General features: G+C 33.8%; 13 protein-coding genes. All 13 read right to left on the bottom strand.

Features of this window, described 5'->3' with window-relative positions; genetic code table 11:
* Positions 1 to 58: 58 nt before the first annotated feature.
* Complete coding sequence (locus BK821_RS08195) at positions 59 to 841, bottom strand: phosphatidate cytidylyltransferase (RefSeq protein WP_046836254.1); 783 nt, start codon at positions 839 to 841, stop codon at positions 59 to 61.
* Positions 842 to 858: 17 nt separating this feature from the next.
* The gene (locus BK821_RS08190) at positions 859 to 1,623 is read right to left on the bottom strand and encodes an undecaprenyl pyrophosphate synthase (RefSeq protein WP_046836253.1); all 765 of its coding nucleotides are present in this window, start codon (positions 1,621 to 1,623) and stop codon (positions 859 to 861) included.
* A gap of 233 nt (positions 1,624 to 1,856) precedes the next feature.
* On the bottom strand, positions 1,857 to 2,411 hold the full coding sequence (gene frr, locus BK821_RS08185; protein WP_046836252.1) for a ribosome recycling factor: 555 nt from the start codon (positions 2,409 to 2,411) through the stop codon (positions 1,857 to 1,859).
* Between the two features lie 16 nt (positions 2,412 to 2,427).
* Positions 2,428 to 3,150, bottom strand: coding sequence for a UMP kinase (pyrH, locus tag BK821_RS08180; protein ID WP_046836251.1), 723 nt, complete (start codon positions 3,148 to 3,150; stop codon positions 2,428 to 2,430).
* 133 nt (positions 3,151 to 3,283) lie between these two features.
* On the bottom strand, positions 3,284 to 4,162 hold the full coding sequence (tsf, locus tag BK821_RS08175) for a translation elongation factor Ts (protein WP_046836250.1): 879 nt from the start codon (positions 4,160 to 4,162) through the stop codon (positions 3,284 to 3,286).
* A gap of 94 nt (positions 4,163 to 4,256) precedes the next feature.
* A complete protein-coding gene (rpsB, locus tag BK821_RS08170) occupies positions 4,257 to 5,045 on the bottom strand; it encodes a 30S ribosomal protein S2 (protein ID WP_046836249.1) in 789 nt (262 codons plus the stop codon).
* Between the two features lie 252 nt (positions 5,046 to 5,297).
* Entirely contained in the window at positions 5,298 to 6,071 is a 774-nt protein-coding gene (codY, locus tag BK821_RS08165) for a GTP-sensing pleiotropic transcriptional regulator CodY (RefSeq protein WP_046836248.1), read from the bottom strand.
* Between the two features lie 24 nt (positions 6,072 to 6,095).
* Entirely contained in the window at positions 6,096 to 7,505 is a 1,410-nt protein-coding gene (gene hslU / locus BK821_RS08160) for an ATP-dependent protease ATPase subunit HslU (RefSeq protein WP_046836247.1), read from the bottom strand.
* 129 nt (positions 7,506 to 7,634) lie between these two features.
* Positions 7,635 to 8,177 carry an ATP-dependent protease subunit HslV gene (gene hslV / locus BK821_RS08155; protein WP_046836246.1) on the bottom strand — a complete coding sequence of 181 codons (543 nt, stop codon included), beginning with the start codon at positions 8,175 to 8,177 and terminating at the stop codon, positions 7,635 to 7,637.
* Between the two features lie 3 nt (positions 8,178 to 8,180).
* Entirely contained in the window at positions 8,181 to 9,071 is an 891-nt protein-coding gene (gene xerC / locus BK821_RS08150; RefSeq protein WP_046836245.1) for a tyrosine recombinase XerC, read from the bottom strand.
* Positions 9,072 to 9,189: 118 nt separating this feature from the next.
* Complete coding sequence (gene trmFO, locus BK821_RS08145) at positions 9,190 to 10,497, bottom strand: methylenetetrahydrofolate--tRNA-(uracil(54)-C(5))-methyltransferase (FADH(2)-oxidizing) TrmFO (RefSeq protein ID WP_046836244.1); 1,308 nt, start codon at positions 10,495 to 10,497, stop codon at positions 9,190 to 9,192.
* Positions 10,498 to 10,655: 158 nt separating this feature from the next.
* On the bottom strand, positions 10,656 to 12,722 hold the full coding sequence (gene topA / locus BK821_RS08140; RefSeq protein WP_071331522.1) for a type I DNA topoisomerase: 2,067 nt from the start codon (positions 12,720 to 12,722) through the stop codon (positions 10,656 to 10,658).
* A 195-nt stretch (positions 12,723 to 12,917) separates the two neighbouring features.
* Positions 12,918 to 13,787 (bottom strand): DNA-processing protein DprA, encoded by an 870-nt coding sequence (gene dprA, locus BK821_RS08135; protein ID WP_046836242.1) that lies wholly within the window; start codon positions 13,785 to 13,787, stop codon positions 12,918 to 12,920.
* Between the last annotated feature and the right edge of the window lie 190 nt (positions 13,788 to 13,977).

The following is a 13,977-nucleotide window of genomic DNA, read 5'->3' as shown; positions in this document are numbered from 1 at the left end:
TACTTCATTAACTCCCATTTTTTTGTATATAGTTGTACTTTGGACATTAAATTTAAAATTACATTTGAATTAAAAAGATATTTAATAATGGTAATACAAACATGAAGCTATCGAAGCGGTCTAAAATACCACCATGTCCAGGTAATAAGCGCCCAGAATCTTTAACACCAAAATGACGTTTGAATCCTGATTCTACCAAATCACCTAACTGCCCAAACATACTTAATATTATTGTAAGTATCAGTAATATCCACGTTGCAATATTAAAATCTACAAACATAATCATTACCAATGGAATGATTAAACTACATACTAGCCCCCCAATAAAACCTTCGATGGTTTTATTGGGACTTATAACTGGCCATAATTTATGTTTACCCATTAAACGACCAAAAAGATATGCACCAGTATCTGTAGACCAAACTACTAAAAATGCAAAGAGTATGTAATGTATACCTTCAGATCTCGTTTCATACAAATACATAAATCCAATTCCAACATATGCAATAGACATTAGGCAAAATGCAGCATCCATAAAACTGAATCTATTTTTAGAAAGTACTGTATAACTTAATAAAATAAAGCTCATAGCAATTAATGATTTTAACTGTAAAGCACTTACCCACGCTCCAGCATCTTGAGGTAACATAATAATCAAAATGCCTAATGCACTTATAATACCTGGAACAGATAAGAACTTAATCATATTCATATTAAGCAATTCTTTTAATCCTATGAATGCTAATAAATATGAAAATAAAATTAGACTAAATCCGCCCTTTAATAATATAGGGAGGAAAACGATAAGTGCGATGATTGCCGTTAAAGTTCTAACTTTCATACTTTTCTCCTAACTATTTATAATCCACCAAAACGTCGTTGGCGAGACTGATAAATTTTAATGCAATTTATTAATTCTTCTTTGTCAAAATCGGGCCATAGTTTTTCGTTAAATATAAACTCACTATAGGATGCTTGCCAAATTAGGAAATTACTAATACGTTGCTCTCCAGAAGTTCTAATAAGTAACTCAGGATCTGGATAATTATGCGTCATCAAATGATCATTAATCATTTCCTCTGTAATATTATCACTCGTTAAACCATCCTCAGACAATTTATCATATAATGATTTTACACTATGTACAATTTCAGCACGACCACCGTAATTAATAGCAAAAACTAGTTTTAATCCAGTATTATTTTTAGTATCTTCTTTTGCTTTTTCAATCGCTTTTAATGTAGATGTTGGTAAATGTTCCATAAAACCAATTGTCTCTACTTTAACATTATTTTCTATCAACTCTGGTAGAAAAGTTTTTAAAAAGTTAACCGGCAAGTTCATGATATAATTGACTTCATTTTTCGGTCTTGCCCAATTTTCTGTAGAGAACGCATACAACGTTAAATACTTGATTCCTATATCACTAGCTTCCATAGTGATTTTTTTTACCGTTTGCATACCTTGATAATGACCTTGGATTCTAGGCAATTTTCTTTGTTTTGCCCATCGTCCATTACCATCCATAATGATAGCAACATGTTCAGGTATATTATGTAAATCTAAATCAAAATCGGATTGATTAGGCTGATTTTTTTTCTGCTTTTTTAACTTTTTAAACATGGTATTTCCTCCGAGCGTGATCATCTCTGTTTATTATAATAAGTTCTAGATACATTTATCTACCATTTTATCATACTAGATAAGCGCATTGAATAAACAAATAAAAAAACTGTACCAAAGTCTGATTTGATACAGTTCAGATAAATATATGAAACACCTCAAACTTCAAGTTAAGACCGTAATAATTTACGTCCTTTGAAGTGAAGTTTGAAGTATAATCATTTTTACCATGTTTATACTGACATAATATCTTTTTCTTTTTCTTCTAATAAGCTATCAATTTTTTTAATTGAATCGTCAGTAAGTTTTTGAACATCATCTGTTTGTCCTTTTAAATCATCTTCAGTGATGTCGCCGTCTTTTTGTTGTTTCTTAAGATCGTCATTTGAATCACGACGTACATTACGTATCGCAACTTTTGCATTTTCACCAATTTTTTTAACATCTTTAACTAAATCTTTACGACGTTCTTCTGTTAATGCCGGGATACTTATACGAATCACTTCGCCATCACTAGAAGGATTAACGCCTAAATTAGCTGCATTAATTGCTTTTTCAATGTTAGTCACTGAAGATTTGTCGTATGGTGCAATAACAAGTAAACGCGCTTCAGGCACACTAATGCTCGCAAGTTGTTGTACTGGTGTTGGTGCGCCATAGTAATCTACGTTTACACCATTTAATAAATTGGAATTTGCTCTACCTGCACTGATATTAGCTAATTCTCTTGAAAGACTATCTATAGATTTTTGCATTTTTGATTTCGTGTCATTAATAATGTCAGTCATTGTCATACACCTCTGATTATTTTGTTATTAAAGTTCCTATTTTTTCACCCATAACAGCACGTTTAATATTACCTTCTTCAGTAATAGAGAATACATTCAATGGAATATTGTTATCCATACAGAATGAAGATGCTGTTGAGTCCATTACTTGTAAACCTTCTTGTAACATTTGAATATGAGTAAGGTGTTCATATTTAACTGCATCCGGATCTACTTTTGGATCAGCAGAGTAAACACCATCAACATTATTTTTACCCATTAAGATAACATCAGCTTCAACTTCAGCCGCACGTAACGCTGCTGTCGTATCAGTAGAGAAGTAAGGATTACCGATACCAGCCGCAAAAATAACTACACGTTTTTTCTCTAAATGTCTTATAGCACGACGACGAATATACGGTTCTGCAACTTGTTTCATTTCAATTGAAGTTAAAACACGTGTATCACACTCGAGTTGCTCAAGACTGTCTTGTAAAGCTAAAGCATTCATTACTGTAGCTAACATTCCCATGTAATCAGCAGCTCCACGATCCATACCTAAATCGCTACCTGTTTTACCTCTCCAAATATTACCTCCACCAACGATTACTGCAATTTCACAATCCATTTTTGCTACTTCAGCAACTTGTTGAGCTACACTCTTAATAATAATTGGATTAATTCCAAAACCATCGTCTCCTGCTAATGCTTCGCCACTTAATTTTAAAACAACACGTTTGTAATTAGAAGTTTGAGCCATTGTCTTATCCTCTCTATTGTAAAAATATGTAATTGATACAAGTAAAGAAGACACAATAGGTCTTCCAATACAAAAGTAAATCTTTCATACGGAGCACAAAAGGTGTCTTCTTCCTTGATCTAACTATGAAAAATTATTTCATTTGTCCTTTTACTTCATCCGCAAAGTTTTCTTCACGTTTTTCCATACCTTCGCCTACTTCGAAACGTACGAAGTCAACAAGTTTGCCACCTTTTGATTTTAAGAAAGCTTCTACTGTTTGGTCTGGATCTTTTACAAAGTTTTGGTCAACGGCACAGATTTCTTGCAGATATTTACGTAAACGGCCTTCTACCATTTTTTCAACAATATTTTCTGGTTTGCCTTCATTTAAAGCTTGTTGTTTTAAAACTTCTCTTTCGTGTGCGATTTCATCTTCACTAACTTGCTCTGATGAAACGTATTTAGGGTTAATCGCAGCAATGTGCATAGCTACATCTTTAGCAGCTTCTGAGTCAGTTGAACCTTCAACTACAGTTAAAACACCGATGCGTCCACCCATGTGTAAATAAGAACCAAAAGCATCGTTATCAGTTTTAGTTCTAACTTCGAAACGACGTACGCTTAATTTTTCACCAATTGTAGAGATAGCTTCTTTGATGCGTTGGTCAACTGTTTTACCATTTGGTAAAGTAGTTTCTAATAACGCTTCTACTGTTTCAGCTTTAGTATCTAATACTTGGATAGCAACTTCTTTAACTAATTCTTGGAAACCTTCGTTACGAGCAACGAAATCTGTTTCTGAGTTAATTTCTACGATTGCTGCTTCATTACCTTTTTCTTCAACATGTACAAGACCTTCTGCTGCAATACGGTCTGATTTTTTATCCGCTTTTGCGATACCTTTTTCACGTAAGTAGTCTATCGCTTGATCGATGTCACCATCAGTTTCTGTTAGCGCTTTTTTACAGTCCATCATGCCTGCACCAGTTTTTTCACGTAATTCTTTTACAAGTTTAGCTGAAATTGCCATTTTATATTCCTCCATCATTTAATGAATTTTAATAAATTTATCTTAAAAAAAAGGTGATAAGCCTATTTACCTTATCACCCATTTTACATTATTCTTAGTTTGATTCAACAGAAGTGTTTTCTTCAGTTGTTTCTGCTTCAGTAGCTTCAGTTGATTCTTTTAAATCAATGTTTTGTTCTGCTGCTACTTCTTCATTTGATACACCTTGTTGACCTTCTAAGATTGCATCTGCCATTTTACCAGTTAATAATTTAACGGCACGAATAGCATCATCGTTAGCCGGGATAACGTAATCAATTTCATCAGGATCACAGTTTGTATCCACGATACCTACGATAGGGATGTGTAATTTACGTGCTTCAGCAATTGCGTTGCGCTCTTTACGAGGATCAACTACAAATAATGCTTGAGGCATTGATTTCATATCACGAATTCCGCCTAAGAATTTAATTAAACGGTCGTATTCTTTTTTAAGTTCTACAACTTCTTTTTTAGGTAATACTTCGAACAAGCCATCTTCTTCCATTTTTTCAATTTCAGAGATGCGTTTGATACGTTTAGAAATTGTTTTATAGTTAGTTAAGATTCCACCTAACCATCTTTGGTTAACATAGAATTGACCAGCACGTTCTGCTTCAGCTTTAACTGAATCTTGTGCTTGTTTTTTCGTACCAACGAATAAAACTTTTCCACCATCTTCTGATACTTGTTTAATGAAGTTATAAGCTTCTTCTACTTTTTTCACTGTTTTTTGTAAATCGATAATATAGATACCGTTTCTTTCAGTGAAAATGTATCTTTTCATTTTTGGGTTCCAACGGCGTGTTTGGTGACCGAAGTGAACACCTGCTTCTAGCAATTGTTTCATTGAAATTACTGCCATAATAAAATTCCTCCTATTGGTTAATTACCTCCACAAAAAGCTCGTACAAACACGATAAAACACTATCGCACCCTTCATACTTTCACTTTTTATGTGTGTATTGGCTTAATAGCCGTGAATAAATATATCATATTCACTCTTATAAATCAATAGTTTTGCGTTTGATTTCCACATATTTAAAGAACGACTAAACAACACGCTTCAGTCGTTCTTTTATATATAGTATTCGCTCAACGTTTTAATTTATTTATATTACTTAATTCTATCTAATTCATCTAAGAATTTTTCTTTTTTCACTTTGATAAATGTACCTTTCATACCAAGTGAACGTGATTCAATAACACCCGCGCTTTCAAGTTTACGTAAAGCATTTACGATTACTGAACGTGTAATGCCAACTCTATCTGCAACTTTTGAAGCGATAAGCAAGCCTTCTTTGCCACCTAATTCTTCAAAGATATGTTCAATTGCTTCACTTTCTGAATATGATAATGAATTAATTGCCATACTAATTGCTGCTTTATCTCTCGCTTCTTGTTCTACTTCATTATGTTTCTCACGTAAAATTTCCATACCAATGACTGTTGCCGCATATTCACCAAGTACAAGGTCATTTTCAGAGAAATCGTCTTGGACACGTCCTAGTACAAGTGTACCTAATCTTTCTCCACCACCTAAGATTGGGAAGATAGTTGTTCTACTATCTTTAAATAAATCTTTGTTTTCAGGTGGGAATACCGTTAATACATTTTCAATATTAACATTTGATTGTGTTTCTCTTACATCCATTAATTTATCTGTATATTCTGTTGGGATATGACGATTTTCTAGCATTTGAATAATACGCTCATTTTTTAGTAGTTCATTCAAGCTAGAACCTAAGATTTTACCCTTTCTTGAAACAATAAACACGTTTGTTACAGTTACACTGCTTATCGTTTGTGCCATATCTTTAAAATCTACTGCTATGCCTTTATGCTTTTGCAAAAGTGTATTTAATTCTCTCGTTCTCGATAATAAGCTCATATTCCTTCTCCTTTTTCATTTATATTATAAAATAAACGCACTTAAATCTTTGTTTGTTGAAATGGTTTTCAATTTATCATCAACATATTGTGGCGTAATATCTACAACCGCATGTGGCATACTCGGCGCTTCGAATGATAAATCTTCAAGCATTTTTTCTAAAATCGTATGCAATCGACGTGCACCAATATTATCAGTATCTTGGTTTACCTGAAACGCAATTTCAGCCAAACGTTTAATTGCCTCATCGGTAAAGTTGACTGTGACTTGCTCAGTTTTAAGTAACGCCTCATATTGTTTGATAAGTGATAATTTAGGCTCAGTCAGGATTCGTACAAAATCTTCTATTGAAAGACTTTCTAATTCAACACGAATTGGGAAACGACCTTGTAACTCAGGAATTAAATCACTTGGTTTAGCCACGTGGAACGCTCCAGCACCAATAAACAGCATATGTTCAGTACTAACAGTACCATATTTGGTTTGAATCATGCTACCTTCAAGAATCGGTAAAATGTCCCTCTGTACACCTTGTCTAGAGACATCTTGACCTGAATTTTGGTTATTCGTTGCCACTTTATCAATTTCATCAATAAATATAATGCCCATTTGTTCAGCAAGGTCTATCGCTTCTTGGTTTGCAGACTCTTGATCAATTAATTCATCAGCGAATTCATCTGTTAATATTTTACGTGCTGTTTTAACTGGGACTTCTCTTTCAACTTTCTTCTTAGGTAACAGTTGACTCATCATATCTTGCATTTGTTGATTTTGATTTGTCCCTAACATTCCCATAGCGCCTGGGTCTTGTTCTACTTTCAAACGTACTTTTTCATCTTCTAATTCACCTTTTAATAACTGTTGTTTGATTTCAGAACGTTTGGTCTTAACATCTTCAGTTGGTGCTTCTTCCTCTTCGTCATTATTTTGTCCAAAGTTTGGCATCGAACCGCCGAACAACGACTCTAAAGGATTGTTATTATTATTTTGGGTAGCTTTTTTCTTCATGCTCGGAACTAAAAGTTTCACTAGTTTTTCATTTGCTTTATCTTTTGCTTCGTCTTCAACTAGCGCTTTCTTTTGCTCTTTCACTAACCTTACGGATACATCTACTAAATCTCTGACCATACTTTCAACATCGCGTCCTACATAACCCACTTCAGTAAACTTAGTTGCCTCAACTTTAATAAAAGGTGCGCCCACTACTCTAGCCATACGGCGTGCAATTTCTGTTTTGCCGACACCAGTTGGACCAATCATCAAAATATTTTTAGGTGCAATCTCTTTTTTTTCTTCTTCGATTAGCAAACTTCTTCTATATCTATTTCTTAATGCAATGGCTACTTTACGTTTTGCGTCATCCTGCCCAACGATATATTCATTCAATTTTGAAACGATATCTTTTGGTGTTAATTTAATACCATTTGACTCCATAATATAAATTACCTCCGTAATTATAATTTCTGTCATTCTAAACATTAGTAACCAAATTTGTAATTACATTTATGAATTGTTTTTACTATATCCTAATATTTAAAAATTATACGTTTTTTCTTACTTTATTTATAATTCTTCAACCACAATTTGGTCATTTGTAAATACACAAATATCTGAAGCTACTTTTAAACTTTCATACGCCATCTCTTTGGCAGTTAAATTTGTAGCATGACGCTTCAATGCTCTACCTGCACTCAACGCATAATTACCACCTGAACCAATAGCTATCAAATCATCGTCTGGAGCGATAACTTCACCTGTACCACTCACAACAAGGATAGAATCTTTATCCATCACAATAAGCATAGCTTCCAATTGACGAAGTTGTTTGTCACCTCTCCATTCTTGTGCTAGCTCTACAGCAGCTCTTTCCAAATTCCCACCGAATTGTTGTAATTTAGTTTCGAATTTTTCAAATAATGTAAAGGCATCTGCCACACTCCCAGCAAATCCCGCTAAAACTTTATCGTTATATAAACGTCTTACTTTTCGTGCGGTCTTTTTCATAATCACTTGCTCACCAAGCGTAACTTGTCCATCTCCTGCCATTGCTGAATGGCCATTATGCTGAACTGCATAAATCGTCGTCGCATGAATAGATGTACTCATAATTCAATTCTCCTTTTTTGCACGAGGATGTGCATTTAAATATACTTTTCTTAGCTGATCATTAGTCACATGTGTATAACGGCCTGTCGTCGATAAATTCACATGACCTAGCAATGATTGTACGGTGCGTAAATCTGCTCCTTGATTAAGCATATGTGTCGCAAATGTATGTCGTAGTTTATGTGGGTGAATATCTGTGACGCCAGCTGTTCGTTTTACGACATCATTCAACACATAACGAACACCCCGCTCTGTAATTGGTGCTCCATTCATATTCACTAGTAAATACGAATGTACTTTATTCATTTTTGGTTTAAATGACTCTATATAACGTTCAATGCTTTGCCTACAAAACTCACCAAATGGGATAAACCGCTCTTTTCCACCTTTACCCAGTACTTTCACTCCAGGTAAATTCATATCTAAATCCTGCTCTTTTATATGAACTAATTCTGAGACCCTTATGCCTGTTGCATAAAGTAATTCTAAAATCACTCTGTCTCTCAATCCTTTTTTGGGGTCTTTTTCAACAGTATCAAATAATGCTTCCATTTCTTCTTCATAGAAAAAATGTGGCAAATATTGTTCTTTCTTGGGATGTACGAGTTGAATGAATGGATTGATAATTTGTTCATCTTGAGTCATCCAATATTCGTAAAAACTTCTCAGCGTAGAAATTTTACGGGAAACAGAAGTTCTTTTCAAGCTTTTTGAATATAAAAAACTCAAATAATTTCTTGCATCTTTATATTCGAATGCAGATAACTCTAAATATTCTTGACTTAAAAACGCATTGAATTGTTCTAAATCATCATGATATGACTTCAAAGTATGTTCTGAAAATTGTTTTTCAACTTTTAACATATATAAGTATGCCTGCTGGATTTCTTCCAATAAAAACCCCTCCATCAATAAGAATTGTAGCATATTGTGGGAGGGGACTGCTAAAAATAACTATTTAATTGTGTCAAATTTTCAAAATTTTCGGAAATCACGTAAATCTATCAAACTTTTATAGTGTTTGTTTATAATTATCTAAATAAGACAATGCACGGTTCGCTAAAGTTTCATATCTTTCTTTTTTATCTTTAATACGATGCTCTAAAGTTGGTAACAACCCGAAATTAGCATTCATAGGTTGGAAATTCTTTTCGTTCTTAGCATGAGAAATATAATATGCCATACTGCCTATCATAGTTTCTCTAGGGAATATAACTTCCCCTTTATCTTTTAATTTATGCGCTAAATTAATACCAGACACTAAACCACTTGCTGCACTTTCAACATATCCTTCAACCCCAGTCATTTGACCAGCAAAGTATAACTCTTCTCTACCTTTAAGTTGATATGTTTCTGATAACACATCTGGTGAATTAATAAATGTATTTCTATGCATCACACCATATCTAACAATTTCTACATTTTCTAAGCCTGGGATAAGACGAATGACATCTTTTTGAGCGCCCCATTTCAGGTGCGTTTGAAATCCTACAATATTATAAAGTGTACCTGCTGCATCATCTTGTCTTAATTGGACAACTGCAAATGGACGTTTTCCTGTTTTAGGGTCTTCTAGTCCTACTGGCTTCATTGGTCCAAATAACAAGGTTTTGCGACCACGTTCAGCCATAACTTCGAACGGCATACATCCCTCAAAGTATTTTTCTTTCTCAAATTCATTGACCGGAGCCACTTCTGCTTCTAGTACCGCATCATAAAACGCATTGAATTCTTCTTCAGTCATAGGACAATTTAAATATGCTGCTTCTCCTTTATCATAACGAGATTTCAAGTATACTTTATCCATATCTATACTTTCTTTTTCAATAATTGGTGCTGCTGCATCATAAAAATATAATTGATCTTTTCCTGTAGCTTCAACTATTTCATTTGCTAAGTTCGTTGTCGTTAATGGTCCTGTCGCAATAATTGTTTGTCCTTCAGGAATACTATTGATTTCTTCATTTACTACAGTTATATTCGGATGATTCTTTAGAGTTTGAGTTACATGTCCAGCAAAATCATGACGATCGACCGCTAGCGCTCCCCCTGCTGGTACTCTAGCTTTGTCTGCCGCACTTATAATAAGTGAATCCAAACGTCTCATTTCTTCCTTCAATACACCTACTGCATTTGTTAAAGCATTACCACGTAAAGAGTTAGAACATACGAGTTCTGCAAATTGATCCGTATGATGCGCAGGCGTTTGTTTTACAGGCCTCATTTCGAATAAATTTACTTTTATACCTCTTTGAGCTAATTGATATGCAGCTTCAGAACCAGCTAATCCAGCACCTACTACATTGACAGTTTGAGTCATTTTATTTCCTCCTATACATTAAAAATAGCAACTACAACAAAATACCATAATCATAAATACAGTCATTTACATTATAAATATATGTCGTAAGTTGCTCGTATAACTATTAAAACTTTATAATTGCTAAAATATATTATTCAGCTATTTAGTCGATATTATTACTTTTGTTCTTCTTCTTTGTATTCACAATTTGAACAAACAACCTGACTTTTACGGCCTTGTTTCTTCTCAGCTAAGTAATGATCACATTTAGGACAATCACGACCTATCGGTTTATCCCATGTAACAAAATCACATTCTGGATATTTTGAGCAACCATAGAAAATACGATTCTTTTTAGATTTACGTTCAACGACATCGCCTTCTTTACATTTCGGGCATGTCACGCCAATCGTTTTGATAATCGCTTTTGTATTACGGCAATCAGGGAAGTTTGAACACGCCATAAATTTACCATAGCGTCCCATTTTAATAACCATCGGAGACCCGCAAATTTCACAATCTTCTCCGGCGGGCTCGTCTTTAATTTCAATTTTTTCCATTTCTTCTTCTGCACGTTCAACATCTTGTTTAAAACTATTATAAAAATCAGAAATTACTTTTTTCCAACCAATTTCACCGTCAGCCACTTTATCTAGTAACGTTTCCATATTCACAGTAAAATCAACATCGATGATTTCTGGGAAATAATCTTTCACCTGTTCGTGCACGATTTCACCTAATTCAGTAGGCACAAAACGCTTACTTTCATTTTTAACATAGTTTCTCTTTTGGATTGTGTCAATTGTTGGTGCATAAGTAGACGGACGTCCAATTTTTAACTCTTCCATTGTTTTAACCAATCGCGCTTCAGTAAAGCGTGGTGGTGGCTGAGTGTAATGTTGAGATGATTCTATGTTCGTCGCAGTAACCATTTCACCTTCCTCAACATTAGGCAATTTATTTTCATTACCGCCTTCACTATCATCTTTCGTTTCAACATATAATGTCATAAAACCTTTAAATTTAATTGTTTGTCCGTTGGCACGGAACTTAATGTCATTTTGAGTTAAATCTAAAGCAACAGTATCTAAGATTGCAGGTGCCATTTGACTTGCTACAAAGCGTTCCCAAATGAGTTTGTATAATCTGTGTTGATCACGTGTAAGATAATCTTTCATTTCAATTGGTGTACGTAATGTACTTGAAGGTCTAATGGCTTCATGGGCATCTTGATCGCCCTGACCTTTAGCTTTACGATTAGACGTATAATTTTCACCATAAGTCTCTTGTATATAACCTTTAGCTTCTGATTTAGCTTGATCTGAAATTCTCGTTGAGTCAGTACGCATATAAGTGATTAAACCAACAGTACCTTGTCTTTTTAAATCAATACCTTCATACAATTGTTGTGCCAACATCATGGTTTTACGTGCTTTGAAATTCAACTTACGTGCTGCTTCCTGTTGTAAAGTAGATGTCGTAAAAGGATTAGCAGGATAGCGTGTTTTTTCTTTCTTCGCTACCTTAGTTATTTCAAATTGATCCCCATCTAACTGTGTTGTGATTTTATCAACATCTTCTTTTTTAGTTAATTTATACGGTTTGTTTTTTAAATGAAGGAATTTAGCATTGAATTTTGATTTTTTATATCTAAACTCACCTTCTAATTTCCAATATTCTTCAGGCTTAAAGTTTCTAATTTCATTTTCACGATCAATGACTAGCCTTAATGCAACAGATTGCACACGCCCTGCTGACAAGCCTTTTTTAACTTTTTTCCATAAGACTGGCGAAATGTTATAGCCTACTAAACGGTCGAGCATACGACGCGCTTGTTGTGCATCAACAAGATCCATCTCTATACCTCTTGGATGTTTAAAACTATCTTTCACTGCCTCTTTAGTGATTTCATTAAACACTACTCTATTTTCCGTTGAATCTTCTAAATTTAATATGTTCGCCAAATGCCAAGCAATTGCCTCACCTTCACGGTCAGGGTCACTAGCTAAGAAAACTTTTTTTGCTTTTTTAGCATGTTTTTTAAGTTCTTTTACAACTGGACCTTTGCCGCGTATCGTAATATATTTTGGCTCATAATCATTTTCTACATCTACACCCATTTGGCTACGAGGCAAATCTCTAACATGCCCCATCGATGCGATAACTTTATATTTTTTACCCAAATATTTTTCAATGGTTTTAGCTTTTGCAGGCGATTCAACTATGACTAAATTTTCTGCCAAAGTAGTTACCCCCTTGCATTTCTAATTACAAAGATAAATGATAAACGGTGTATTTTGTTTTTGTCAATGTTTTTAATTTTCATTATCATTTCACCTCATGATTTATCAGTGTCTTAATTACATACAATCATGATTTCCTCAATGTTGGTGCTCACACTTTTTTTATTTTATTTTTCTATGTATATATACATATTTTTAATGAAAGTCATTTATAATATCACTTGGTCTCAAAACGATTTTTGCACCTTCTTGTGCACTCAATAAATTACCCTTTGTCAATTCATTAAACATGGATCCTGGCAAAACATATACTTCCCTATTTTGTTCCAAGGCGCAATGAGTCGTAATACGTGTGCCACTTACTGACTTAGATTCTGTAATTAATATACCTTTGGATAATCCACTAATTAATCTATTTCGTTCGGGAAAATAATATTTTTGTGGCGTTTGATTTGGTAAGTATTCGCTTATCACTAGCCCCTCAACTTCAAGTTGATTTCTGATTCCTTGTGTTTCTTTAGGATAATGATATAAATGTCCAAAACCTAGCACAGCAATAGAAGGCATATCCATACTTAGCGCATATCGGTGCGCTTTATAGTCGGCACCTTTAGCTAAACCTGAAACAATTGTCATGTTTACTTTTTTAAATGAAGGAAAAAGATAGCTTAATGCTTTGTCTGTATATTGAGTAGCATTTCTTGAACCAATGACTGCCAATGTGTTTGGCAATTGTAATATAGATATGTTTCCTTTGTAGAAAAGAATATATGGAGGGTCGTAAATTTCCCGTAGTAATTGAGGGTAATGGGGATGTGTAATCGGTATATAATTGACATGCCACTGTTGCATTTGTAATAAAATTTGTTCAACATTGTAATTTAAAAATTTATTATATATATGCGTTTTACGTCTAACATTCAAAATAGATAAAAACTGTTTGAGTAAATAATGTTGTTCAATTTCATTACACTCTAAGAAATAAGGATAACCTTTTAAAAGTTGTCTTATTTGCTGTGTAGTCAATCCAGAAAAACGTAGTTTTAAATATTGGTATTCTTTCATAAAAAACTCCTTTTACCATTTATTATATAAGGTTAAGAAGCATTTTAAAGTTACGTTAAGACAACATTTTATGTATAAATTTAATGCGGTTTTAAAGAGTAATTATAAATTTAATCGAATAGTAGTTATTGTAACTCTACACTACCGAATATTCATCTAACTATTTAAAACGATTGACTGAAAGCAATAT

It is taken from the genome of Staphylococcus sp. LCT-H4, from assembly GCF_001866145.1.
GTDB lineage: Bacteria > Bacillota > Bacilli > Staphylococcales > Staphylococcaceae > Staphylococcus > Staphylococcus succinus.
This window is presented reverse-complemented; position numbering and strand designations above follow the sequence as displayed.

Excerpts from the sequence above, each read along its gene's own strand:
- pyrH (WP_046836251.1), bottom strand. The coding sequence starts at position 3,150 with ATGGCTCAAACTTCTAATTACAAACGTGTTGTTTTAAAATTAAGTGGC.
- rpsB (WP_046836249.1), bottom strand. The coding sequence starts at position 5,045 with ATGGCAGTAATTTCAATGAAACAATTGCTAGAAGCAGGTGTTCACTTC.
- hslV (WP_046836246.1), bottom strand. The coding sequence starts at position 8,177 with ATGAGTACATCTATTCATGCGACGACGATTTATGCAGTTCAGCATAAT.
- frr (WP_046836252.1), bottom strand. The coding sequence starts at position 2,411 with ATGACTGACATTATTAATGACACGAAATCAAAAATGCAAAAATCTATA.
- codY (WP_046836248.1), bottom strand. The coding sequence starts at position 6,071 with ATGAGCTTATTATCGAGAACGAGAGAATTAAATACACTTTTGCAAAAG.
- BK821_RS08190 (WP_046836253.1), bottom strand. The coding sequence starts at position 1,623 with ATGTTTAAAAAGTTAAAAAAGCAGAAAAAAAATCAGCCTAATCAATCC.
- hslU (WP_046836247.1), bottom strand. The coding sequence starts at position 7,505 with ATGGAGTCAAATGGTATTAAATTAACACCAAAAGATATCGTTTCAAAA.
- BK821_RS08195 (WP_046836254.1), bottom strand. The coding sequence starts at position 841 with ATGAAAGTTAGAACTTTAACGGCAATCATCGCACTTATCGTTTTCCTC.
- tsf (WP_046836250.1), bottom strand. The coding sequence starts at position 4,162 with ATGGCAATTTCAGCTAAACTTGTAAAAGAATTACGTGAAAAAACTGGT.
- dprA (WP_046836242.1), bottom strand. The coding sequence starts at position 13,787 with ATGAAAGAATACCAATATTTAAAACTACGTTTTTCTGGATTGACTACA.
- trmFO (WP_046836244.1), bottom strand. The coding sequence starts at position 10,497 with ATGACTCAAACTGTCAATGTAGTAGGTGCTGGATTAGCTGGTTCTGAA.